The 20,061-nt window shown below is 35.7% G+C and carries 24 protein-coding genes; 15 read left to right on the top strand and 9 right to left on the bottom strand.

Annotated features, from left to right (window positions below; genetic code table 11):
* Positions 1-52: 52 nt before the first annotated feature.
* On the bottom strand, positions 53-1,642 hold the full coding sequence (locus NLJ82_RS19950; RefSeq protein ID WP_000265588.1) for a bifunctional metallophosphatase/5'-nucleotidase: 1,590 nt from the start codon (positions 1,640-1,642) through the stop codon (positions 53-55).
* A 200-nt stretch (positions 1,643-1,842) separates the two neighbouring features.
* Here NLJ82_RS19950 and NLJ82_RS19945 point away from each other — a divergent pair, with 200 nt between their 5' ends.
* From NLJ82_RS19945 to NLJ82_RS19935, 3 genes are all read left to right on the top strand, one after another.
* Positions 1,843-2,106 carry a YqkE family protein gene (locus tag NLJ82_RS19945; protein WP_000727551.1) on the top strand — a complete coding sequence of 88 codons (264 nt, stop codon included), beginning with the start codon at positions 1,843-1,845 and terminating at the stop codon, positions 2,104-2,106.
* A 69-nt stretch (positions 2,107-2,175) separates the two neighbouring features.
* Positions 2,176-2,700 carry a GrpB family protein gene (locus NLJ82_RS19940; RefSeq protein ID WP_001227156.1) on the top strand — a complete coding sequence of 175 codons (525 nt, stop codon included), beginning with the start codon at positions 2,176-2,178 and terminating at the stop codon, positions 2,698-2,700.
* 129 nt (positions 2,701-2,829) lie between these two features.
* Positions 2,830-3,657, top strand: a complete 828-nt coding sequence (locus tag NLJ82_RS19935; protein WP_000547986.1) for an aldo/keto reductase — start codon at positions 2,830-2,832, stop codon at positions 3,655-3,657.
* Between the two features lie 29 nt (positions 3,658-3,686).
* Here the strand turns inward: NLJ82_RS19935 and lolS are convergent, their stop codons facing one another.
* Positions 3,687-4,601: an aldo/keto reductase gene (lolS, locus tag NLJ82_RS19930; RefSeq protein ID WP_000747191.1), complete on the bottom strand. Its 915-nt coding sequence runs from the start codon at positions 4,599-4,601 to the stop codon at positions 3,687-3,689.
* A 59-nt stretch (positions 4,602-4,660) separates the two neighbouring features.
* Complete coding sequence (mciZ, locus tag NLJ82_RS19925) at positions 4,661-4,789, bottom strand: Z-ring formation inhibitor MciZ (RefSeq protein WP_000870299.1); 129 nt, start codon at positions 4,787-4,789, stop codon at positions 4,661-4,663.
* Positions 4,790-4,863: 74 nt separating this feature from the next.
* On the opposite strand from mciZ, the gene NLJ82_RS19920 reads away from it, so the two are divergent.
* Positions 4,864-5,403: an NUDIX hydrolase gene (locus tag NLJ82_RS19920; RefSeq protein ID WP_000067038.1), complete on the top strand. Its 540-nt coding sequence runs from the start codon at positions 4,864-4,866 to the stop codon at positions 5,401-5,403.
* 23 nt (positions 5,404-5,426) lie between these two features.
* Here the strand turns inward: NLJ82_RS19920 and NLJ82_RS19915 are convergent, their stop codons facing one another.
* Positions 5,427-5,978 carry a GNAT family N-acetyltransferase gene (locus NLJ82_RS19915; RefSeq protein WP_000803491.1) on the bottom strand — a complete coding sequence of 184 codons (552 nt, stop codon included), beginning with the start codon at positions 5,976-5,978 and terminating at the stop codon, positions 5,427-5,429.
* A gap of 155 nt (positions 5,979-6,133) precedes the next feature.
* On the opposite strand from NLJ82_RS19915, the gene spoIIM reads away from it, so the two are divergent.
* From spoIIM to corA, 9 genes are all read left to right on the top strand, one after another.
* Positions 6,134-6,751 carry a stage II sporulation protein M gene (gene spoIIM, locus NLJ82_RS19910; RefSeq protein WP_223290733.1) on the top strand — a complete coding sequence of 206 codons (618 nt, stop codon included), beginning with the start codon at positions 6,134-6,136 and terminating at the stop codon, positions 6,749-6,751.
* 106 nt (positions 6,752-6,857) lie between these two features.
* Positions 6,858-7,313, top strand: a complete 456-nt coding sequence (fur, locus tag NLJ82_RS19905) for a ferric iron uptake transcriptional regulator (protein WP_000392655.1) — start codon at positions 6,858-6,860, stop codon at positions 7,311-7,313.
* Between the two features lie 103 nt (positions 7,314-7,416).
* Positions 7,417-7,647, top strand: a complete 231-nt coding sequence (locus tag NLJ82_RS19900; RefSeq protein ID WP_001250432.1) for a YqzK family protein — start codon at positions 7,417-7,419, stop codon at positions 7,645-7,647.
* Positions 7,648-7,653: 6 nt separating this feature from the next.
* Positions 7,654-8,544 carry a site-specific tyrosine recombinase XerD gene (xerD, locus tag NLJ82_RS19895; protein ID WP_000390084.1) on the top strand — a complete coding sequence of 297 codons (891 nt, stop codon included), beginning with the start codon at positions 7,654-7,656 and terminating at the stop codon, positions 8,542-8,544.
* A gap of 143 nt (positions 8,545-8,687) precedes the next feature.
* Complete coding sequence (locus NLJ82_RS19890; RefSeq protein ID WP_001993299.1) at positions 8,688-9,431, top strand: FixH family protein; 744 nt, start codon at positions 8,688-8,690, stop codon at positions 9,429-9,431.
* Between the two features lie 424 nt (positions 9,432-9,855).
* Positions 9,856-11,040 (top strand): phosphopentomutase, encoded by a 1,185-nt coding sequence (gene deoB, locus NLJ82_RS19885; RefSeq protein ID WP_001046082.1) that lies wholly within the window; start codon positions 9,856-9,858, stop codon positions 11,038-11,040.
* A 12-nt stretch (positions 11,041-11,052) separates the two neighbouring features.
* Complete coding sequence (locus NLJ82_RS19880; protein WP_001078446.1) at positions 11,053-11,874, top strand: purine-nucleoside phosphorylase; 822 nt, start codon at positions 11,053-11,055, stop codon at positions 11,872-11,874.
* A gap of 7 nt (positions 11,875-11,881) precedes the next feature.
* Positions 11,882-13,186, top strand: a complete 1,305-nt coding sequence (locus tag NLJ82_RS19875) for a pyrimidine-nucleoside phosphorylase (RefSeq protein ID WP_001243079.1) — start codon at positions 11,882-11,884, stop codon at positions 13,184-13,186.
* Positions 13,187-13,248: 62 nt separating this feature from the next.
* Positions 13,249-14,211, top strand: a complete 963-nt coding sequence (corA, locus tag NLJ82_RS19870) for a magnesium/cobalt transporter CorA (protein ID WP_001998197.1) — start codon at positions 13,249-13,251, stop codon at positions 14,209-14,211.
* 34 nt (positions 14,212-14,245) lie between these two features.
* On the opposite strand, the gene NLJ82_RS19865 is transcribed toward corA, so the two are convergent.
* Positions 14,246-15,535, bottom strand: a complete 1,290-nt coding sequence (locus tag NLJ82_RS19865; protein ID WP_000676253.1) for an NCS2 family permease — start codon at positions 15,533-15,535, stop codon at positions 14,246-14,248.
* A 134-nt stretch (positions 15,536-15,669) separates the two neighbouring features.
* The gene (locus tag NLJ82_RS19860) at positions 15,670-16,341 is read right to left on the bottom strand and encodes an SIMPL domain-containing protein (RefSeq protein ID WP_001161439.1); all 672 of its coding nucleotides are present in this window, start codon (positions 16,339-16,341) and stop codon (positions 15,670-15,672) included.
* A 158-nt stretch (positions 16,342-16,499) separates the two neighbouring features.
* On the opposite strand from NLJ82_RS19860, the gene NLJ82_RS19855 reads away from it, so the two are divergent.
* Positions 16,500-16,919, top strand: a complete 420-nt coding sequence (locus NLJ82_RS19855) for a MarR family winged helix-turn-helix transcriptional regulator (RefSeq protein ID WP_001003315.1) — start codon at positions 16,500-16,502, stop codon at positions 16,917-16,919.
* A gap of 102 nt (positions 16,920-17,021) precedes the next feature.
* Entirely contained in the window at positions 17,022-17,567 is a 546-nt protein-coding gene (locus NLJ82_RS19850) for a hypothetical protein (RefSeq protein ID WP_000820922.1), read from the top strand.
* 98 nt (positions 17,568-17,665) lie between these two features.
* Here the strand turns inward: NLJ82_RS19850 and NLJ82_RS19845 are convergent, their stop codons facing one another.
* From NLJ82_RS19845 to NLJ82_RS19835, 3 genes are read right to left on the bottom strand one after another with little or no spacing between them, the layout of a single operon-like run.
* Positions 17,666-18,754: an ABC-2 transporter permease gene (locus NLJ82_RS19845; RefSeq protein WP_000468514.1), complete on the bottom strand. Its 1,089-nt coding sequence runs from the start codon at positions 18,752-18,754 to the stop codon at positions 17,666-17,668.
* Complete coding sequence (locus NLJ82_RS19840; RefSeq protein WP_000922149.1) at positions 18,744-19,625, bottom strand: ABC transporter ATP-binding protein; 882 nt, start codon at positions 19,623-19,625, stop codon at positions 18,744-18,746. Before NLJ82_RS19840 ends, NLJ82_RS19845 begins: the two co-directional genes overlap by 11 nt.
* On the bottom strand, positions 19,591-20,010 hold the full coding sequence (locus tag NLJ82_RS19835; RefSeq protein WP_000548040.1) for a GntR family transcriptional regulator: 420 nt from the start codon (positions 20,008-20,010) through the stop codon (positions 19,591-19,593). Before NLJ82_RS19835 ends, NLJ82_RS19840 begins: the two co-directional genes overlap by 35 nt.
* Positions 20,011-20,061: the final 51 nt, after the last annotated feature.

Genomic DNA, 20,061 nt, shown 5'->3' with positions numbered 1-20,061 from the left:
TTTATGTGTATCTTTTACGGTAAAAAATTAAGATTGTTTATTATGAGTGTACTTAATTTGTTTTTTGAATTCTACCATCGATAATTGGCTGAATAGGTTCTTTTAATTGTTTTACGTAATCGACTAGCGCTTCAAAGTCGTTTGGACCAGTCTCTGGATTTTTACCATTTTTAAATGATACAAATCCATCACCGCCAGAAGCTAAAAAGGCATTTGCCACTACGCTATACGTTTTAGATGGAGATAATTCTTCACCGTTTGTTAAACGTATATTTGTAACTTTTTCACCGTTTGGTTTATTTGCATCCCACGTATATTGAATACCTGAAATTTGAAGCATTCTCGTCGTTCCTTTTTGCCATTGTTGATTTAAAATGTCGCGAATATCTTGACCTGTTAAATCTACTTTAATTAATTGGTTTCCAAAAGGCTGAATGCCGTATAATTCGCCCCATGTAATATCGCCAGCATCTAAGTCATTACGAATGCCGCCCGGATTCATAAGTGCGATTTGAGTTTGCATCGTTTGGCGCTGGGCATCGGCAACTAAATTTCCAAGAGTGGACTCACCAGCATCATTTTGTTTACGGTCGATAGGTGCTGTAGATTTTCCGACAACTTCATTTACAAGCGGTGCAATTTTTTCTTTATATTGATCTAGTTTTTTCTTTACTTGTTTATCAGGCTCTACACCTTCATGGTATGTTGTAACAACTTCAGCTTTTTTCTTTACAATATCTTTTGTTTTACGATCAATTGTTACATCTACATCTGAGAAAGCCATTCCGTAAGAGTTCGCTTGGACGATTAGTTTATTATTTACAGTACCATTTACATACGTGTGACTATGTCCACCAAAAATAACATCAACTTCCGGATCTGTTTCATTTGCAATTCGAGTAAGGTCTCCATTTGTAACACCAGACTCATCTGTTGTTCCACCGACATGAGCAAGGACAACAATGGATTTAACACCGAGACGTTTTAATTGTTGCGCTGATTTATTAATTGCCTCTACCTCGTCAGTGATTTCTACATTTTTAAGCATAGTAGGCATCACGACATTTGGTGTATCAGTTGTAACGACGCCAATGAATCCTATAGGCACACCGTTTACCATTTTTACAGTAAATGGCGGTAAAAATAAGCGACCAGTGGATTTATTATAGAAGTTTGCAGCGACATAAGGGAAGTTAGCTCCTTTGAAATTGCCTGTTTTTTCGTGATAGCCACCGTAAATGAGGCGTTTCATTTCATCGATACCTTCATCAAATTCGTGATTTCCAATTGTACCAACATCAAACTTTAAGTCATTTAAAAATTCAATCGTTGGTTCGTCCTGTAACAACGCTGAAACTGGTGGACTAGCTCCGACAATATCGCCAGCATGTACGAGAAGTGTATTAGGATTTTGCTTTTTACGTTCTTTTAAATAAGTAGCTAAGTAATCAGCACCACCAGCTTCTTTGTTATTAATTTTTTTAATAGTATCTAGTTGTCCATGGAAATCATTAATACCAAGCATTTGTACGTCTATGTAGCGGTTTTGTTCAGCTGGAGTCTGAGATGGGGGAGCGGCAAATACGGTTGAAAAAGTAATGGTGCTTAAAACGGCAACAGTAGGAATAATTTTTTTCCACATAATATAATTCTCCTTTTTTTATAATCTGACATCATACGACATAATTTTAATAGATTCATAGGATTATATCTATATAAAAATTTAGTTTTTTCGAAAAATTAACATATTTACAAAAGTGAATAATAGAGTAACGCTCCTTTTTTGTTGTCGATTTCATGGTGTATCTACTATAATGGAGAAAAAAGTAAAAGGTGAGCAGCATGAAGAAAAAGAAACAAAGACAAATGCAAAGACAATCGCAAATGAATCAACCAAAGAAAGAATCTCTTACATTAGGTGATCAATTAAACGATTCACTTATGCAACAATTAAAAAATAAGAAGAAAGAGTTGCAAGTGAGAGAAGAGAAAAAAGAGGCAGCAGAACTGGAAAGAAAGCGTCAAGAACAAAAAGAACGTGAAAAGAATAAATCATTTGAAGAACTGTTAAGTGAAAGTAACCTTACTTGGAAAGACTTTAAATAATAACGAAAATGATCAGTGAAATAACGCTGATCATTTTTTTGACGAGCTTGTAAGAAAAGGGGAGTTAGAATGAGAAAAATTGTAGTTGTTCCGCATGAAAATCATTGGGGGGAAAAATTTCAAATAGAGGCTGAAAGATTAAAAGCAGCGATGCCAGAAATGGTGAAAATGCATCATATTGGAAGTACGTCAGTGCCGGGACTGGCAGCTAAACCAATTATAGATATGATTATGGAAGTGGAGAGTATCGACAGAGTAGATCATTGGAATGAATGTTTTGAAAAGCTTGGTTACATCGCAAAAGGGGAGAATGGTATTTCAAGACGCCGTTATTTTATTCATGGAACGGAGGAAAAACGCTCGTATCACTTACACGTGTTTGAAAAAGGAAACCCTGAGATAGTAAGGCATTTAGCATTTCGTGATTATATGATGGCTCATTGTGAAGAAGCTGAGGCGTATGCAACTTTAAAGAAAGAATTAGCTGAAAAGTATACATATGAAGGTGCGTTATATTCGGAAGGGAAAACTGAGTTTGTACGTAATGTTGATGAAAAAGCGAAGAAATGGATGGAAAATAATGAGAATGAATGAGCTCGCATTATTTTAGAAAGTATATAAGTTTATTATGTAAACTGTACATATGTTTTGACTTTTTGGTTGAATCTTGTTCAAATAAAGTGGTGGCTTATAAAAAAATGTAATGATGAAAGGGAGACGACTGTGCACATTCCAACAACTACACTTCATAATGGCGTAAAAATGCCGATGATTGGTTTAGGCGTTTATAAAGCGAAAGAAGGCGACGAAGTAAAACAAGCAGTAAAAACAGCGCTAGAAGTTGGATACCGTTCGATTGATACAGCAGCTGTATATGAAAATGAAAGCGGTGTCGGAGAAGCGGTTCGTGAATCAGGAATTTCGAGAGAAGACATCTTTATTACAACAAAAGTTTGGAATGACGATCAAGGATACGAGGAAACACTTGAGGCGTTTGAGAAAAGCTTAAAAAAATTACAAATGGACTATGTAGATTTATATTTAATACATTGGCCAATAAGAGGGAAGTATGTTGATACGTACCGAGCGTTAGAAAAACTGTATGAAGAAGGTAAAGTGCGCGCGATTGGCGTTTCTAATTTCCATAAACATCATTTAGAACTGCTATTACCAAATTGCAAAGTAAAGCCGATGGTAAACCAAGTGGAACTTCATCCGATGTTAACACAATTTGAATTGCGTAATTTTTGTCAAGGTGAGCAAATTCAAATGGAAGCATGGAGCCCATTAATGAGAGGCGGCGAAGTATTTCAGCACCCGATTATTCAGGCTATTGCTACTAAATATGAAAAAACACCTGCGCAAGTTATATTAAGGTGGGATATTCAAAGCGGGATTGTGACGATTCCTAAGTCTGTTACACCATCTCGCATTCAGGAGAATTTTTCTATCTTTGACTTTTCATTAACAGAAGAAGAGATGACTCAAATTAATACGTTAAATCGTAATTTACATGTAGGAACGAATCCTGATAAATATGATACGTTATAAAAAGACGCTACCAGTATGGTAGCGTCTTTTTAACGATGTAAAGCGTACGTATCACATTTCGCAATTTGCTGAAGCTGTATATATTCTGCTGTTGTTAACTTTGTTTGTTTACTAGACTGTACATTTTCTTGTAATTGCCCAATAGAGCTTGCACCAGGTATAACGGCTGCAACAGTTTCGTTATGTAAGCAATATTGAATAGCTGTTCCTGTTAAAGAGCTTTCCTCGATTAATTCTTTTACACTCGCGAGTGTCTCATATAATTCATCGTAAGAATAAGAAAGGTAATCCTTTTCTTTTACTCTATCTATCTTTCTTGCATTGTTGTCAGTTAGAATTCCTTTTGCAAGTGGTCCGCGAGCAATGACGCTAATTTGATGTTCATTTAGAAGTGGGAACCATTCTTCAGGGCGACGATTCAAAAGGCTATATTCCATTAGTACACTAACGATATTTGAACGTTTTGCATATTCACGGATGACATTTGGACGTATTGAAGAAATACCATATTGGCGAATGATACCTTCTTTTTTTAATTCTTCAAAGGCTTCAATTGTTTCATCTATAGAATCTTCAATCGTCCCGCCATGAAGTTGATATAAATCAATATAATCAGTTTGAAGTCTACGTAAACTTTCTTTCACTTCAGCCTTTATGTAATTTTTAGAAGGATCCCAAGACCAGCCGTTTTTTTCTTCTGTCCATCGATTTCCAACTTTCGTTGTAAGAATAATTTGGTCTCGTTTTCCTTTTAAGGCTTTTCCAACAAATTCTTCGTTTAATCCATAATCATATAAATCCGCTGTATCAAAAAAATTGATTCCTAAATCGATTGCTTCATCGATAATACGCAAGGCTTCTTTTTCAGATGTACCGAGAGACATACAGCCAAGTCCCATTTCTGTCACAAATAAATCTGAGTTTCCTAATTGACGTTTTTTCATAAGTCAACCTCCTTCTCCTTATTCTTATTGTACGCAAGGGAAAAGAGGTTGACAAACGTTTACTTTTTAGTTGCTGTAATCCACTCTTGTACAGTTGTATACTCTTTGCCATATTGTTTTAGCTTATGGCGAATTTGCCATGCTTTTCCGACTAAAGTGACGCGATTTGGTAAAATATAAACTTTCATTTCTATCACGCTCCTTTCAATGTGGTAAAATGTATGAGGAAAGAATAGGAAATAGAACAGGGAGATGAAGTAGTATGAGTAATCTTGCAGAGAGAACAGTAAAAACTGAGCCGATTTTTGATGGTAGAGTTATAAAAGTTCGTGTTGATGATGTAGTATTACCAAATGGAGCAATGAGTAAACGTGAAATTGTAAATCACCCTGGTGCAGTTGCTATTATTGCTATTACTGATGAGGGGAAAATTGTGCTTGTTGAGCAGTATCGTAAAGCGCTTGAAAAGGCGATTATAGAAATTCCGGCTGGCAAGTTAGAACCAGGTGAAAAACCTGAGGTGACAGCAGTTCGTGAATTAGAAGAGGAAACAGGTTATGTATGTGAAAATATGGAGCTTATTACTTCTTTCTATACATCTCCAGGATTTGCAGATGAAATTTTATATGTATATAAAGCGACAGGTTTGACGAAAAAAGAAAATAAAGCTGCGTTAGATGAAGATGAGTTTGTGGAATTAATGGAAGTATCATTAGAAGAAGCAACTACTCTTATGAAAGATCTTCGTATTCACGATGCGAAGACGATGTTTGCAGTACAATATTTACAACTACAAAAATAAACACTCGCCAAAGGCGAGTGTTTTTAATTAATTTTTGCATATACGCGTGCATCACGTAAGCTACCATCTGGTGCTATGAAATCATTTTCCATTGTACCTTCTAGAATAAATTCTAAACGTTCTGCTAAGTTACATGCATTTGTATTTGTTGCATCAATACGAATTTCAATTCTTCGAGCGCTTAGCTTATCAAAGGCAAATTGAATGGCACCTTTCACAGCTTCGGTCATATAGCCTTGTTTTGTATAAGCGCTATGTAGCCAGAAGTGAAGTGAAAACTTTGGAATATCCCAGTTTTCAGGCTTGAGCGTTATAGCTCCGATGAATGTACCAGATACTTTATCGTATAAGTGAAAATCAAGTGTTTCACGAAGTAAAAACTGTCCGTGAGCGTTACGAACGATTTCTTCAGCACTTTCTTCTGTTTCAGCGTTAATTGGCATCCACGGTACTAAGTCTTCTAGAGAAGCTTGTATTGCTTCATACACTTCTGCACCATCACCTGGAAATGGCTTACGAACCTGTAAGCGTTCAGTTTGAAATAATGTTGGAAAATCTAATAATAATGGTTTCAAGAGAAATCCCTCCTATTCTCTACTTTTTAGTTTAGCAAAGTAGAGCGGAATTTCAATGTTAATTCGTCATACTTTTTTCTTTCTTTCATACATTTTTAGTAAGAGTGTGAACGGAGGGAAGAAAAATGTGGAGAAAAACTTGGCAAGACCGTGTAATGTCTCACATACAGGAAAACTCTTCATTATATATATTTAACGCTGTTTTGTTATTGATGGGAGTAATATTTGGAGCGATTCTTGTAAATAGTTTACAATTAAATCAAAAACAAGATTTATCATTTTATTTGCAACGTTTTTTTGGACAAGTTTCTAAAGGAGAATTTGCTATTGCAGGCGAAATGTTTCGAGAAAGTTACTTTTCACAATTAAAATACATTGGATTTATTTGGATTTTAGGGATTTCAATTATTGGATTGCCACTCATTTTTATTTTATTATTTGCAAAAGGAGTAGTTGTCGGATTTACAGTAGGTTTCTTAGTAAGTCAGCATGGATGGAATGGATTATTATTAGCATTCGTTTCTGTATTGCCACAAAATCTCATTATCATCCCAGTATTTCTCGTTATGACAACAATTGCCGCAAGTTTTTCCTTACGCATGATTAGGCATCAATTTATCCGAAAAATAACTGAGCCGCTATTACCATTATTGATCCGTTATACATGCTTCTTTCTTGTAATTGGAGCGGTGTTAGCTCTTGCTTCTAGTGTAGAGGCTTATGCATCACCAGTTTTAATGAAAGAAGTCGTTGAGGCTATTAATAAACAATAAATACTTTATGAGAATAATTATCAATTTGTTTTTATTGTTTTTCTTTTGACAGAAGCCCTTCTTCTGATATAATGGTGTAAGAGTGGCGAGGAGGGAGTAGTACCGAATGGAAGAAAGAATTGAACGAATTAAGAAGCAATTACATGCAGCGAGCTACAAATTAACACCGCAACGTGAAGCAACAGTTCGTGTGCTGCTAGAAAATGAAGAAGATCATTTAAGCGCAGAAGATGTTTACCTCCTTGTAAAAGAAAAGTCGCCAGAGATCGGATTAGCAACCGTCTATCGAACTTTAGAACTATTATCTGAGTTAAAAGTTGTCGATAAGATTAACTTCGGAGACGGTGTTTCACGCTATGACTTACGCCAAGAAGGTGCGCAGCGTTTCCACCATCATTTGATTTGTACACAATGTGGTGCTGTACAAGAAATACAAGAAGATTTACTTGGTGAAGTGGAAAGGAAAGTAGAACATGACTGGAGCTTTAAGGTGAAGGATCATCGTTTAACATTCCATGGGATTTGTAAAAATTGTCAAGAAAATGAAACGGATGAAAAATAACCTTTTCCTATTTAACTAGGAAGAGGTTTTTTATTTGAATAAGGTATAAATTGGTGAAAGCTTGGCATATGTTGTAATAACTTATATTTTGGAGGAATTTACAATGCGCCGAGCTTTAAAATTAACTTTTGATGGGATAAAAGTATTTTTATTATTTACAAGTTGTACGATTTTGTTTTATTTCGCTATACTATGGATAAATGAAGAATATGAAAGCTATCATCGTTATGAAAAGCCAAAAGAAGAGACTGTAGAAAAAGTATCAGGGAATGAAGAGCCGGCAAAGGATGCTTTCGTAAATAGAATGATGTTTTTCTATGAAAATGGGGAGTAGTGTAGATTGGAAGATCAATTAAAAGATTTTATTCATTATATGGTTGTTGAAAAAGGACTAGCGAAAAATACAGTAGTATCTTATGAACGTGATTTAAAAAGTTATGTAAAGTATTTGCAAAATGTAGAACAAGCGAAAAGCTTTCACGAAGTGACACGCTTGCACATTGTTAACTTTCTGCAGCACTTAAAAGAAAACGGAAAATCTTCGAAAACATTAGCACGTCATATTGCATCGATTCGTTCGTTTCACCAATTTTTACTTCGTGAACGAGCGGTAGAGCACGATCCATCCGTACATATTGAAACGCCGCAAGGAGAACGGAAATTACCGAAAGTATTGTCAGTTGATGAAGTAGAGGCGTTACTGCAGACACCAAAAATGACGAGCGCTTTTGGAGTTCGTGATAAAGCGATGCTAGAGTTATTGTATGCAACAGGACTTCGTGTTTCAGAATTAATTGCATTAAATTTAGAAGATGTACATTTAACGATGGGATTTGTTCGATGCATAGGGAAAGGGAATAAAGAAAGAATTATTCCACTAGGAAGTTTAGCGACGGAAGCGATTCAAAAGTATATTGAAAAGGGAAGAAGAGAATTGATGGGGAAAAAAGTAGTAGATGCACTCTTTTTAAACCATCATGGCAATCGATTATCAAGACAAGGATTTTGGAAAATTTTAAAACGATTAGCGAAAGAAGCAAATATTGAAAAAGAGCTTACACCTCATACATTACGTCATTCTTTTGCTACGCATTTATTAGAAAATGGAGCAGACTTACGTGCTGTGCAAGAAATGCTTGGACATGCAGATATTTCAACGACACAAATTTATACGCATGTTTCAAAAACTAGATTAAAAGATGTATATAAACAGTTTCATCCGAGAGCATAGGTACTATGCTCTTTTTTCATAGATTCAAAAGGCTATAGCACTTCACAGAAACTTCACAAACATTTCGTACATTGTTTTCAGCAGAAGACTAGAATATTACAATGTATTTCCTCTATACTAAATAAAGTATGAAGGAGGAAATGATGATGAAAAAACTTATTATGACTTTATTTATCGCGATGCTAGCATTGGCTGGCTGTAATACAAACAAAGAAGAACCGAAAAAAGAACAGAAACTAGAAGCTGTAAAAGTAGCAGTTCAAACAAATCCGAAAGAAATTAAACCTGGTGAAAAAACAGAAGTACAAGCACTTGTTACACAAGGAAAAGAAAAGGTAACAGATGCTGATGATGTAAAGTTTGAAATTTGGAAAGCTGGCGACGAAAAGCACGAGATGCTAGAAGGTAAGCATAAAGGAAAAGGTGTTTATGCTGTAGAGAAAACGTTCGAGACGGATGGCGTATACCATATTATCGCTCACACAAATGCGCGTGAAATGCATGTTATGCCAGAAGTAAAAGTGGCTGTAGGAAATGCGAAAGTAGAAGATGCGAAAAAAGAAAATAGTGATCATGGTGCAGGACATGGCGATCATAAAAGCGATACAATGATTCACCTTATGGCTGGTGACATAAAAGCAAATGCTGAATCAACAATGAAAGTTCATTTAAAACAAAAAGAAGAAGCTTTAACTGGTGCTGAAGTACAACTTGAGATTTGGAAAGATGGTGTGGAAAAACACGAATTCATTCCAGCAAAAGAAGGAAATAAAGGGGAGTATGAAACGAAACATACTTTCAAAGAAAAGGGTTCTTACAAAGTGAAAGTTCATGTTAAAAAAGGCGAATTGCATGAACATAAAGAAGAAACAGTAGAAGTAAAATAAAAAGGTAGCTCTTTAGAGCTGCTTTTTTTATTTTTATTCTGAAAATGATTAGTGGGAAAGAACAAAACCGCCACTGATTAAAATTTCACTTTATATGAAGAAATAAATCATAAAATGATTAGCACTTCTGTGCATAATGGATTACAATAGAAGTGTGAAGAAAATGAGAAATTCTACGAAAATGTATTAAAAAGAAAGCGTAAACATGTTATGATATCAGTATCAGATGTCTGACATCTGACTTAGAAAAAACTAGAAATGTTTTTGAGTCGTTTCAAGGTAAACGAAATAGGTTAGAGAATGATTTAAAGAAGTACTGTTTGATAATGAGAACGAAAGATAATTCTTATGGAGAACAGTTTCACTTTATAGCGTTTTGAACATACTACAAGAAGTAGAACTGAACTTATAGGAGGTCGCAGTTATGAATAAATATAAACGTATATTCCTAGTCGTAATGGACTCTGTTGGAATCGGTGAAGCACCAGATGCTGAACAATTTGGTGATTTAGGATCTGACACAATTGGTCACATTGCTGAACATATGAATGGGTTACAAATGCCTAACATGGTGAAATTAGGTCTTGGTAACATTCGTGAAATGAAAGGCATCTCTAAAGTAGAAAAACCACTTGGATATTATACAAAAATGCAAGAAAAATCTACTGGTAAAGATACAATGACAGGCCACTGGGAAATCATGGGTCTTTACATTGATACACCATTCCAAGTGTTCCCAGAAGGATTCCCAAAAGAATTACTTGATGAATTAGAAGAAAAAACAGGCCGTAAAATCATCGGTAATAAACCAGCTTCTGGAACTGAAATTCTTGATGAACTTGGTCAAGAACAAATGGAAACAGGCTCTTTAATTGTTTACACTTCTGCTGATAGCGTACTACAAATCGCAGCACACGAAGAAGTAGTGCCGCTTGATGAGTTATATAAAATTTGTAAAATTGCACGTGAATTAACGTTAGATGAGAAGTACATGGTAGGCCGTGTTATTGCTCGTCCATTCGTTGGTGAGCCTGGAAACTTTACACGTACACCGAACCGTCATGACTATGCATTAAAACCATTCGGCCGTACAGTAATGAATGAATTAAAAGATAGTGATTATGATGTGATTGCTATCGGTAAAATCTCTGACATCTATGATGGTGAAGGGGTAACTGAATCACTTCGTACGAAGTCTAACATGGATGGAATGGATAAGCTTGTAGATACATTAAATATGGACTTTACAGGTCTTAGCTTCTTAAACTTAGTTGACTTTGATGCATTATTCGGTCACCGTCGTGATCCACAAGGATACGGAGAAGCTCTGCAAGAATATGATGCACGTCTTCCAGAAGTATTCGAAAAACTAAAAGAAGATGATCTATTATTAATTACAGCAGACCACGGTAATGACCCAGTGCATCATGGTACTGATCATACACGTGAATATGTACCGTTATTAGCATATAGCCCAAGCATGAAAGAAGGCGGAAAAGAGTTACCACTTCGTCAAACATTTGCTGATATTGGTGCAACTGTAGCAGAAAACTTCGGTGTGAAAATGCCAGAATACGGAACAAGCTTCTTAAACGAGCTAAAGAAATAGGGGGATAAACAAATGAATCGTGAACTTATTACAAAATCAGCTTCATATTTAAAAGAGAAATTTCAAGAGACACCACAAGTAGGACTAATCCTTGGATCTGGACTAGGTGTATTAGCAGATGAAATCGAGAATGCAGTAACAGTACCTTACAGTGAAATCCCTGAATTCCCAGTTTCCACTGTAGAAGGCCATGCAGGTCAACTAGTATTTGGTACACTTCAAGGTGTAACGGTAGTAGCAATGCAAGGACGTTTCCACTTCTATGAAGGATATGATATGCAAAAAGTAACATTCCCAGTTCGTGTTATGAAAGAACTAGGAGTAGAAACAGTTGTTGTAACAAATGCAGCTGGTGGTGTAAATACATCATTCGAACCAGGCGATCTTATGTTAATTTCAGATCACATTAACTTCATGGGTACAAATCCATTAATCGGACCAAATGATTCTGAAATGGGTGTACGTTTCCCTGATATGTCTACATCATATACAGTAGAGCTTCGCGAAATGGCGAAACAAGTTGCAGCAGACTTAAATATTAAAGTACAAGAAGGTGTATACGTTGGAATGACAGGTCCTGTATATGAAACACCTGCTGAAATTCGTATGCTTCGCACACTTGGTGGAGATGCAGTTGGTATGTCAACAGTACCTGAAGTAATTGTAGCGCGTCACGCTGGTATGAAAGTACTTGGTATTTCTTGTATTTCAAATATGGCAGCTGGTATTTTAGATCAGCCACTTCACCACGATGAAGTAATCGAAACGACAGAACGTGTTAAAGCTAACTTCTTAGCATTAGTAAAAGCAATCGTAAAACAAATGAAGGGGTGACCTCACAATGAGAATGGTGGACCTAATTGCAAAAAAACGTGACGGACATGCATTAACGACAGAAGAAATTAACTTTATTGTTGAAGGATATACAAATGGTGATATTCCTGATTATCAAGTAAGTTCACTTGCAATGGCAATTTTCTTCCAAGATATGAACGATCAAGAACGTGCAGATTTAACGATGGCAATGGTAAATAGCGGTGATACAATCGACTTATCAGCTATTGAAGGAGTAAAAGTAGATAAGCACTCGACAGGTGGCGTTGGTGATACAACAACACTTGTATTAGGTCCATTAGTAGCCGCTTTAGGTGTACCGGTTGCAAAAATGTCTGGACGTGGTCTAGGACATACTGGTGGTACAATTGATAAATTAGAAGCAGTTCCAGGATTCCATGTTGAAATCGAAAATGATGAATTCATGCGTCTTGTAAATGAAAATAAAATCGCAGTTATTGGTCAAAGTGGAAACTTAACACCTGCGGATAAAAAATTGTATGCACTTCGTGATGTAACGGCAACAGTAAACTCAATTCCGCTTATTGCAAGCTCAATTATGAGTAAAAAAATTGCTGCTGGTGCAGATGCAATTGTTCTTGATGTAAAAACTGGAGCAGGTGCATTTATGAAAACAGATGAAGATGCAAAACGTTTAGCAGAAGCAATGGTGCGCATTGGTAATAACGTTGGTCGTAATACGATGGCTGTTATTTCTGATATGAGTCAACCACTTGGTGAGGCTATTGGTAACGCACTTGAAGTACAAGAAGCAATTGATACATTACAAGGTAAAGGACCGAAAGATTTAGAAGAGTTATGTTTAACGCTTGGAAGTCAAATGGTATACCTTGCTGGACAAGCTTCATCTCTAGAAGATGCGCGTGAGAAATTAATTGAAGTAATGAACAACGGTAAGGCGCTAGAATCATTTAAAACGTTCTTATCAGCGCAAGGCGGCGATGCATCTGTTGTTGATGATCCTTCTAAATTACCACAAGCACAATTTAAAATTGAAGTGGAAGCGAAGGAAGACGGTTATGTATCAGAAATCGTTGCAGATGAAATCGGAACAGCAGCAATGCTTTTAGGAGCAGGACGTGCGACGAAGGAATCTGAAATTGATTTAGCAGTTGGCTTAATGCTTCGTAAAAAAGTAGGGGACAGCGTGAAAAAAGGTGAATCCCTTGTTACCATTTACGCAAACCGTGAAAATGTAGAAGACGTAAAAGCAAAAATTTATGAGAACATGAAGATCTCTAAAGAGCATGTAGATGCACCAACATTAGTGCACGGCATCGTTACTGAATAATAAAGAAGGGCCAGGGAGTATTTCTCCTTGGCTTTTTTTACTATTTTTTGTTTATAATAATAATGGGTGAAAATATGATTAGAATTTGTGCAATAACAAAAACAGATGAAGTATTATATGATGTTTCGTTAGAGGAAACAAAGAAAGACCATATTGTATGGTATTGGCTAGATTTATATAAGCCAACGAAAGAAGAGTATACATACATTTTGCAAGATCATTTTAAGTTCCATCCCCTTGCAATTGAAGACTGCATAGAATATGTACAGAGGCCAAAAGTTGATTTTTATGATGGATATAACTTTTTAGTTCTTCATGCATTTGGTGAGGATGGATTAGAACCTCACGAGATTGATTTATTTATTAGTGATCGTTATATTGTTTCTTTCCACTTTTCGCATAACAATGCAATTGAAAGAGTATGGAAAACGCTTGGAGAAAAGAAGCGTATTAAAAATAGTCCCCTGCACGTAGCGCATACAATTATCGATCAAATTGTAGATGACTATTTTGCGCCTGTATATTACATTGAGGATCATTTAAATGCAATTGATGATAATTTAACGGGTGAAACGGCAGGAAGTGTACTAGAAGAAGTATTTGATATACGTGCAGATTTATCGAAGTTAAGACGTACAATTATTCCGATGCGTGATTTATTGTATCGTATTTTAAATTCGACTCGTTTTTACGGTATAAGTGATCATGAAATTTATTTTAAAGATATACATGATCATTTGCTTAAATTGACCGAAATGATTGAAGCAAGCCGGGAGTTAACAGCAGATATTCGAGATAGCTATTTTTCATTAAACTCGCATCATATGAATAACATTATGAAAACATTAACTGTATTCTCGACTATTTTCATGCCATTAACATTTATTGCGGGAGTATATGGAATGAACTTTACGCATATGCCAGAGCTCGGTGGACAATATAGTTATTTTATTTGTTTACTTATTATGGCACTAATTGGTGGCGGCATGATGGCTTGGTTTTATAAAAAAGGATGGTTTAAGTAAAAAACACCGAGGGAAAATTCCTCGGTGTTTTTACTTAACCAATAGCATGTAATACGAACATGGCTAAGAATAAGCATGTAATGATATACATAGACGGTGCGACTTCTTTACGCTTTCCAAGAGCAACTTTTAAGATAGGATAAGCAATAAATCCGAACGCAATGCCATCAGCGATACTATATGTGAGCGGGATCATGACGATAATTAAGAACGCTGGAAATCCTTCTGAAAAATCGTTCAGAGGAATTTGTTGAATGCTTGTAATCATCAGGCCGCCAATAATAATTAAGATTGGTGCAATGGCACTATCAGGAATTAGTTTGACAAACGGAAGTGCAAACAGTGATGCAAAGAATAACAACCCTGTAACGATAGACGTCAGACCTGTTTTTCCGCCTGCAGTAATACCTGCGGCACTCTCTACTGTTGATACGGTAGGGCTTGTGCCAAATAGACCACATGTCATTGCTGAAATTGCATTGGCTTGGTAAGCACGTGGGAATTTACGGTCATCTTCTAATAAACCGTGCAGAAGTCCCATGTTCTCAAAAATAAGCACCATGCTTAAGGAGAATGTTGCAATCCAAAATGGTAAGGAAGAAAGTTTGCCAAATGACATAGCCCCAAACACATCGCCGTAATTAGCGAATGAGAATGAACTATTTCCGATTTGACTTGTATCAACAAGGCCAAACAGCCATGCAATACCAGTTCCTATTGCAATCGTCCATAAAAAGTTTCCACGTACGTTACGAATAAATAATACGAGTGCAACGATAAGAGTAAGCACGGTCGCAAGAACGACAGGGCTACTTAATTTACCCATTGCAACAGCAGTATTTGGATTCGAAACGACTAAACCACCTTTTTGCAATCCGATAAATGCTAAAAATAATCCGATGCCGACAGTGATAGCTTCCTTTAGTGACTTTGGAATCGATACTGAAAGCACGCGAGCGATTGGTGTAAACGCAGCAATTGCAAAAATAATACCAGAGATGAAGACAGCTGCTAATGCTTCCTGCCAAGTTAATCCGAGCGTATGGACAGCAGTGTACGTGAAGAATGCATTTACACCCATACCAGGGACAAGAATAGCAGGTGCATTTGCCCAAAATGCCATGAGCAGACATCCGACAAATGAACTGAAAACAGTTGCTAAAATTCCAGCTTCAAGAGGAATGCCAGCATCGGATAAAATGGATGCATTTACAATCATAATATATACGATCGTAAAAAATGACGTAACTCCAGCTAAAACTTCTTGTTTTGGTGATGTTTCGTGTAAACCTAATTTAAATGTTCTTTCAAGTATTCCTTTCATGTTAAACCTTCTTTTTCATATCCCTCTCCCACCCGTGATATCTCTTTCGTAAGAGCTCACCGTCCTTTATTATATCAGAACATCATGTTTTTACAACAAGGAAAATGATAACGTTTACTTATAAATAGAATTATTTATAAATACGTAAAAATCGCCCGTATTGTAGAAATGATCTCTAATTCTCCCGATTGAATGGGAGGAGCTGCTTGTGCATGTAAAGTAGCATAGGACGCGACTTCCCTTGGTAATTGAGCAGATTCTTCAACGAATGAGAGTGGAACAGGATTAATGTTTAAATTGTATATACTCGCAATAGCACGAGCTTTTTCTACAGCTTGTTGCAGGGCTTGAATGAGAGCTTGCTCATAATATTTAATTGGGTGAGATATTCGAAACCGTAAACCTTTTGCTACGTTTGCTCCATTTGAAACGGCTATATCATATACTTCCCCTGCTTTTTGTACATTTAAAACGGTAATTTCATACAAATGTTCCACCCGATATCCTTGTAGTAATGCTTTATCATTTACATACTCGTATTGAGGAGTGATTGTATAAGAAATCGTTTCTATATCTTTATCAGCGATACCAAGCTGTTTAAGTGCATCCAGCAATTGTTTTGATTGCACTGCATTTTCTTCTTGCGCTTGTTTCACATTTTTACTATCAGTTCGAATGCCAAGTGTTAGTATAACGACATTTGGTTTCGCTTTGACAATACCCTCACCTTGTACAGTAATAGTCGCTTCTTTACCAGTATTAGCTGTGCGTACATTGTGTAAATAAGGATTCATTCCACCTTGCATCTTCCATCACCATCCTTTTTATATGTATATGTGTGAACAAAAAAGAAATTTGTATGAAAAAGTTACATAAATGGGAATGTTAAAGAAAGAAAGCATATACAACGAGGGTATTTATAGATTATAATATGTGTAAATATGATAAAAAAGGGACGAGGCTAGTGAACGAAAAAAGAGAAACACTGATTTTAGAGTTATCCGGATCATTTCGAAAGATGATACGTTTATTACAAAATGATATTAATACACGTTTTGCAGAACATATGCCATATAATGAATTTTCTGTATTACGCGCGTTATTTTTAAACAGTCCACAGATGGCTTCGCAAATTGCGAGTGAAGTAAACGTAACCTCCAGTCATATTACAGCTGTTACAGATCGTCTTGTACGAAAAGGATTAGTAGAAAGAAAACGTTCTAATTCAGACCGTCGTATCGTGTACTTAGAAATTACAGAGCACGGAAGAGAAGTAACTGAAAAACTAGAAGCTGTACGAAAAGAATATTATAAAGAGAGATTTAAAGGTTGGAGCGACCAAGAAATAGAAATGGTGTTAGAGCTATTTGGCCGCGTATTATAATAAATGAGGATAGGGAGCGAAAGCTTTCCTATCCTTTTTCTTTTGAATAAAAACATTTTGAAACTCCAATACTTTAATTAAAAAGAATCGGAGTGAAAAATAATGAAACGTATTTGTACGCTTTTCATTATGATTGGAAGTTTTTTCTGTTTTCATCAATTCGTGGATGCCGCAACGCCTCTTCAAGTCGTTCAAAAAGAATTACAACATATTTCAAATAAGCAACCTGTTTTATATTCAAAACTATGGATTCGCTCTATGCAGAATGCTATTTTATTTCATCACAGTGATAACATTCGGCATGAAGATACGATAAGCAATGTAACGAAGTCTTCTCTTGTAAAAGTAAAACAACTTCGACTTCAAAAAGCATCACAGTACATCCCGAGATTATCACAATATATTTCTAAGTTTGAGGCTGAGAATGTGCAAGTGTATTATGTTGCAGCGCGTTATGAAGTAAAAAAAGAAAATCCGTATCAATTAAATGGAATGAATTATTTTATGCAAGTGTTTATTCAACAAGGTGGAGAATGGAGAATTGCTGAAAGTATAGTTGCTCCAACAGATCAAATTGTCGCAAATGGTGACGGGTTTGGAACGAAACAAGAAAAAGAGTATGGGAAAAGAAGAGAGAATGTGAAATAACCTCTTTATTTGGATCGGGATATATAAAAAAAAGCATTGCTCTTGTGCAATGCTTTTTTTATTTGGTTCATATAACAGTTAAATAATTCATGGCATATTTATTTCCTTGCAAAAGCAAACTTCAATTTTAATAGACGTGTAAAAATGAAGTAACTTATGGTAGCGAATAGGAAAAATCCAACATAATAAGACAGAAGTGCATCTCGTCCGCCTAATATTCTACCACCAAGTAGTCCGAAGCATAGAACAGTGCAAATTATGAACCATTTTTGCAAGTTAGGAAACAATAGTATTTTTCCACTTTGTTCGTTCGGTGTACGTGTGTATAGAAAGGTTGCTATTGATAAAAAGGTAATGATGTAAGAAAATGGTGTTAATAGTGTCCAAGGAGAAGGTACAGAAATACGCTCCGTAGGATTGTCCTGTGATGCACTGGGAAGTTTATTGCCATAGTCATCAAATGTTTCTATCGGGTGGTAATCATAAGTAATAGAAAAATATTCTAATGGTGAAATGATACCTATATGTTGTAAGTACTCATGAGTATGGTACTCTATTTCTCCCATTGCATCTACAGACCATTGTGTGTGTGAATAAATGAATCCGGAAATTAACAATCCAAAACCGTATGGTAAAAATAATAGAATGATAGTTAAAATACTTTGAGAAAATATATGTCCAGTAATAGTCCCGATAAATAAGGCGAATGTATAAATAGCGGTAAGTACAACGGTAGCATATAGAAAGTAACTATAGAACGGAGCAAAGGTTTGATACTCATTGTGAAACGACATGTTCTTTATTCCGTACATACTAATCCAGCAAACAATTTGTACTGTAATAATATTGAAAACACCAAGCCACCATTTTGTTAAAAAAATATCCTTTCGTTTAAAAGGCATCGAGAATAGAAAATCATTTGATTGATTATTACGTTCCCATCCAATTAAAAGACAAGCGAGTGCAATTAGAGTAGCTCCTTGAAAGAAGACGGTACCATCAGATGTCTGGAAATAGTAGGAGTAGTAATATGTATAGTCACCAAACTTCATTTTTGATAGTTTTAGTTGCATTTGCGCTTCTTGATAATATTTATAAGGTAGTTGATATAAACTAGTTAACCAAAATAATAGAATTATATATTTTCCTTGCTTCCATTGCCTCATCCATAAAGCTTTATGAAACATGTGAATCCTCCTCAAATGTAGTGATAAAAATATCTTCAAGTGACATTGTTAACTCTTCAATGAGTATAGGTTGTTCTTTATAAAACTTCTCCAGTGTTGTAGCCACATTTCCCTGAATTAAGATTGTATATACTTTTCCTGTTTGATTTAATATTTTAATATTGCTTAAGTTTTCTAGTTTTTGAGGTAGTGAACGTTCATAAGCTACTTGGATTTTAGCAAATCGTGATTTTGCATCGTCTAGTGATGTAATAGAAGATATAGTATGGCCTTTTAAAATAATGATTGTATCTGCAATTTGTTCCACTTCATCTAAATGGTGAGTTGAGATGAAAATGGTAATTTCTTTTTCTGCAACTTCTCCAACGAGAAACTGTAAAATCTGCCTTTTCACGATAGGATCAAGTCCATTTGTCGGTTCATCTAAAATGATATATTCTGCTTTTGTAGAAACAGCTAAAATGATGGCGAGCAGTGCTTTCATTCCTTTTGAATAGCTACGAATTCGTTTGTTTGGTAAGTTAAAACGTTCTAACAGTTCATAGAAATACTGTTCATCAAATGCTGTATAAACGGCTTTATAAAATTTTACAATTTCTTTTATCGTATAGCCGTTCAGTATGTTAGTAGAATCCGGAACATATACGATTTTTTGCTTTATTTCAGGACACTGATGAATGTTTGTATCTTCATATGTAACGGTCCCTTCATCAGGGTCTAAAATACCGACCATCGTTCGCAATAAAGTTGTTTTCCCTGCACCGTTTCTTCCGAGTAATCCGATGATACTCCCTCTTTGCAATGTGAAAGAAACATCGTCTAAAATCGTTTGATTATCAATTGTTTTCTTCAAGCTTGTCACTTTCAGCATCTGTATTTCCTCCAATCTCTTTATAGTATGAATCTATCCAATCATGAATTTTATCTTTCGTCACACCAAGATAAGAGGCTTCTAATAGTAATTGATGAAATTGCTTTTCAACCATAGCGATTTTCCTTTCGTCTAATGTTGGGGTAATCGATTGGGATACAAATGTTCCTTTTCCTCGTAATGTTTCAATAATCCCTTGTCGCTCTAACTCTTGATACGCTTTACTCACTGTATTTGGATTTATAACGAGTAAAGAAGCGAGTTCTCGTACAGAAGGTAGTTTGTCACTTGGAGCTAACATGTTCTTTAATACGAGTTCTTTTATATTTTGAACAATTTGTTCCCATATCGGAGTGTTGCTTCTTGGATCAAGTTGAATATGCAAGAGCAATGTCTCCTTTCTAACTTGTATTAAGTGTACTATTGTGAGTAATAC

The organism is Bacillus paranthracis, assembly GCF_024296885.1.
Lineage (GTDB): Bacteria > Bacillota > Bacilli > Bacillales > Bacillaceae_G > Bacillus_A > Bacillus_A paranthracis.
This window is presented reverse-complemented; position numbering and strand designations above follow the sequence as displayed.

Excerpts from the sequence above, each read along its gene's own strand:
- NLJ82_RS19865 (WP_000676253.1), bottom strand. The coding sequence starts at position 15,535 with ATGAAAGGAATACTTGAAAGAACATTTAAATTAGGTTTACACGAAACA.
- deoB (WP_001046082.1), top strand. The coding sequence starts at position 9,856 with ATGAATAAATATAAACGTATATTCCTAGTCGTAATGGACTCTGTTGGA.
- corA (WP_001998197.1), top strand. The coding sequence starts at position 13,249 with ATGGGTGAAAATATGATTAGAATTTGTGCAATAACAAAAACAGATGAA.
- NLJ82_RS19945 (WP_000727551.1), top strand. The coding sequence starts at position 1,843 with ATGAAGAAAAAGAAACAAAGACAAATGCAAAGACAATCGCAAATGAAT.
- lolS (WP_000747191.1), bottom strand. The coding sequence starts at position 4,601 with ATGAAAAAACGTCAATTAGGAAACTCAGATTTATTTGTGACAGAAATG.
- NLJ82_RS19850 (WP_000820922.1), top strand. The coding sequence starts at position 17,022 with ATGAAACGTATTTGTACGCTTTTCATTATGATTGGAAGTTTTTTCTGT.
- NLJ82_RS19860 (WP_001161439.1), bottom strand. The coding sequence starts at position 16,341 with ATGCAAGGTGGAATGAATCCTTATTTACACAATGTACGCACAGCTAAT.
- NLJ82_RS19840 (WP_000922149.1), bottom strand. The coding sequence starts at position 19,625 with ATGCTGAAAGTGACAAGCTTGAAGAAAACAATTGATAATCAAACGATT.
- fur (WP_000392655.1), top strand. The coding sequence starts at position 6,858 with ATGGAAGAAAGAATTGAACGAATTAAGAAGCAATTACATGCAGCGAGC.
- NLJ82_RS19950 (WP_000265588.1), bottom strand. The coding sequence starts at position 1,642 with ATGTGGAAAAAAATTATTCCTACTGTTGCCGTTTTAAGCACCATTACT.
- NLJ82_RS19900 (WP_001250432.1), top strand. The coding sequence starts at position 7,417 with ATGCGCCGAGCTTTAAAATTAACTTTTGATGGGATAAAAGTATTTTTA.
- spoIIM (WP_223290733.1), top strand. The coding sequence starts at position 6,134 with ATGTCTCACATACAGGAAAACTCTTCATTATATATATTTAACGCTGTT.
- NLJ82_RS19875 (WP_001243079.1), top strand. The coding sequence starts at position 11,882 with ATGAGAATGGTGGACCTAATTGCAAAAAAACGTGACGGACATGCATTA.
- NLJ82_RS19845 (WP_000468514.1), bottom strand. The coding sequence starts at position 18,754 with ATGTTTCATAAAGCTTTATGGATGAGGCAATGGAAGCAAGGAAAATAT.
- mciZ (WP_000870299.1), bottom strand. The coding sequence starts at position 4,789 with ATGAAAGTTTATATTTTACCAAATCGCGTCACTTTAGTCGGAAAAGCA.
- NLJ82_RS19920 (WP_000067038.1), top strand. The coding sequence starts at position 4,864 with ATGAGTAATCTTGCAGAGAGAACAGTAAAAACTGAGCCGATTTTTGAT.
- NLJ82_RS19940 (WP_001227156.1), top strand. The coding sequence starts at position 2,176 with ATGAGAAAAATTGTAGTTGTTCCGCATGAAAATCATTGGGGGGAAAAA.
- NLJ82_RS19890 (WP_001993299.1), top strand. The coding sequence starts at position 8,688 with ATGATGAAAAAACTTATTATGACTTTATTTATCGCGATGCTAGCATTG.
- NLJ82_RS19880 (WP_001078446.1), top strand. The coding sequence starts at position 11,053 with ATGAATCGTGAACTTATTACAAAATCAGCTTCATATTTAAAAGAGAAA.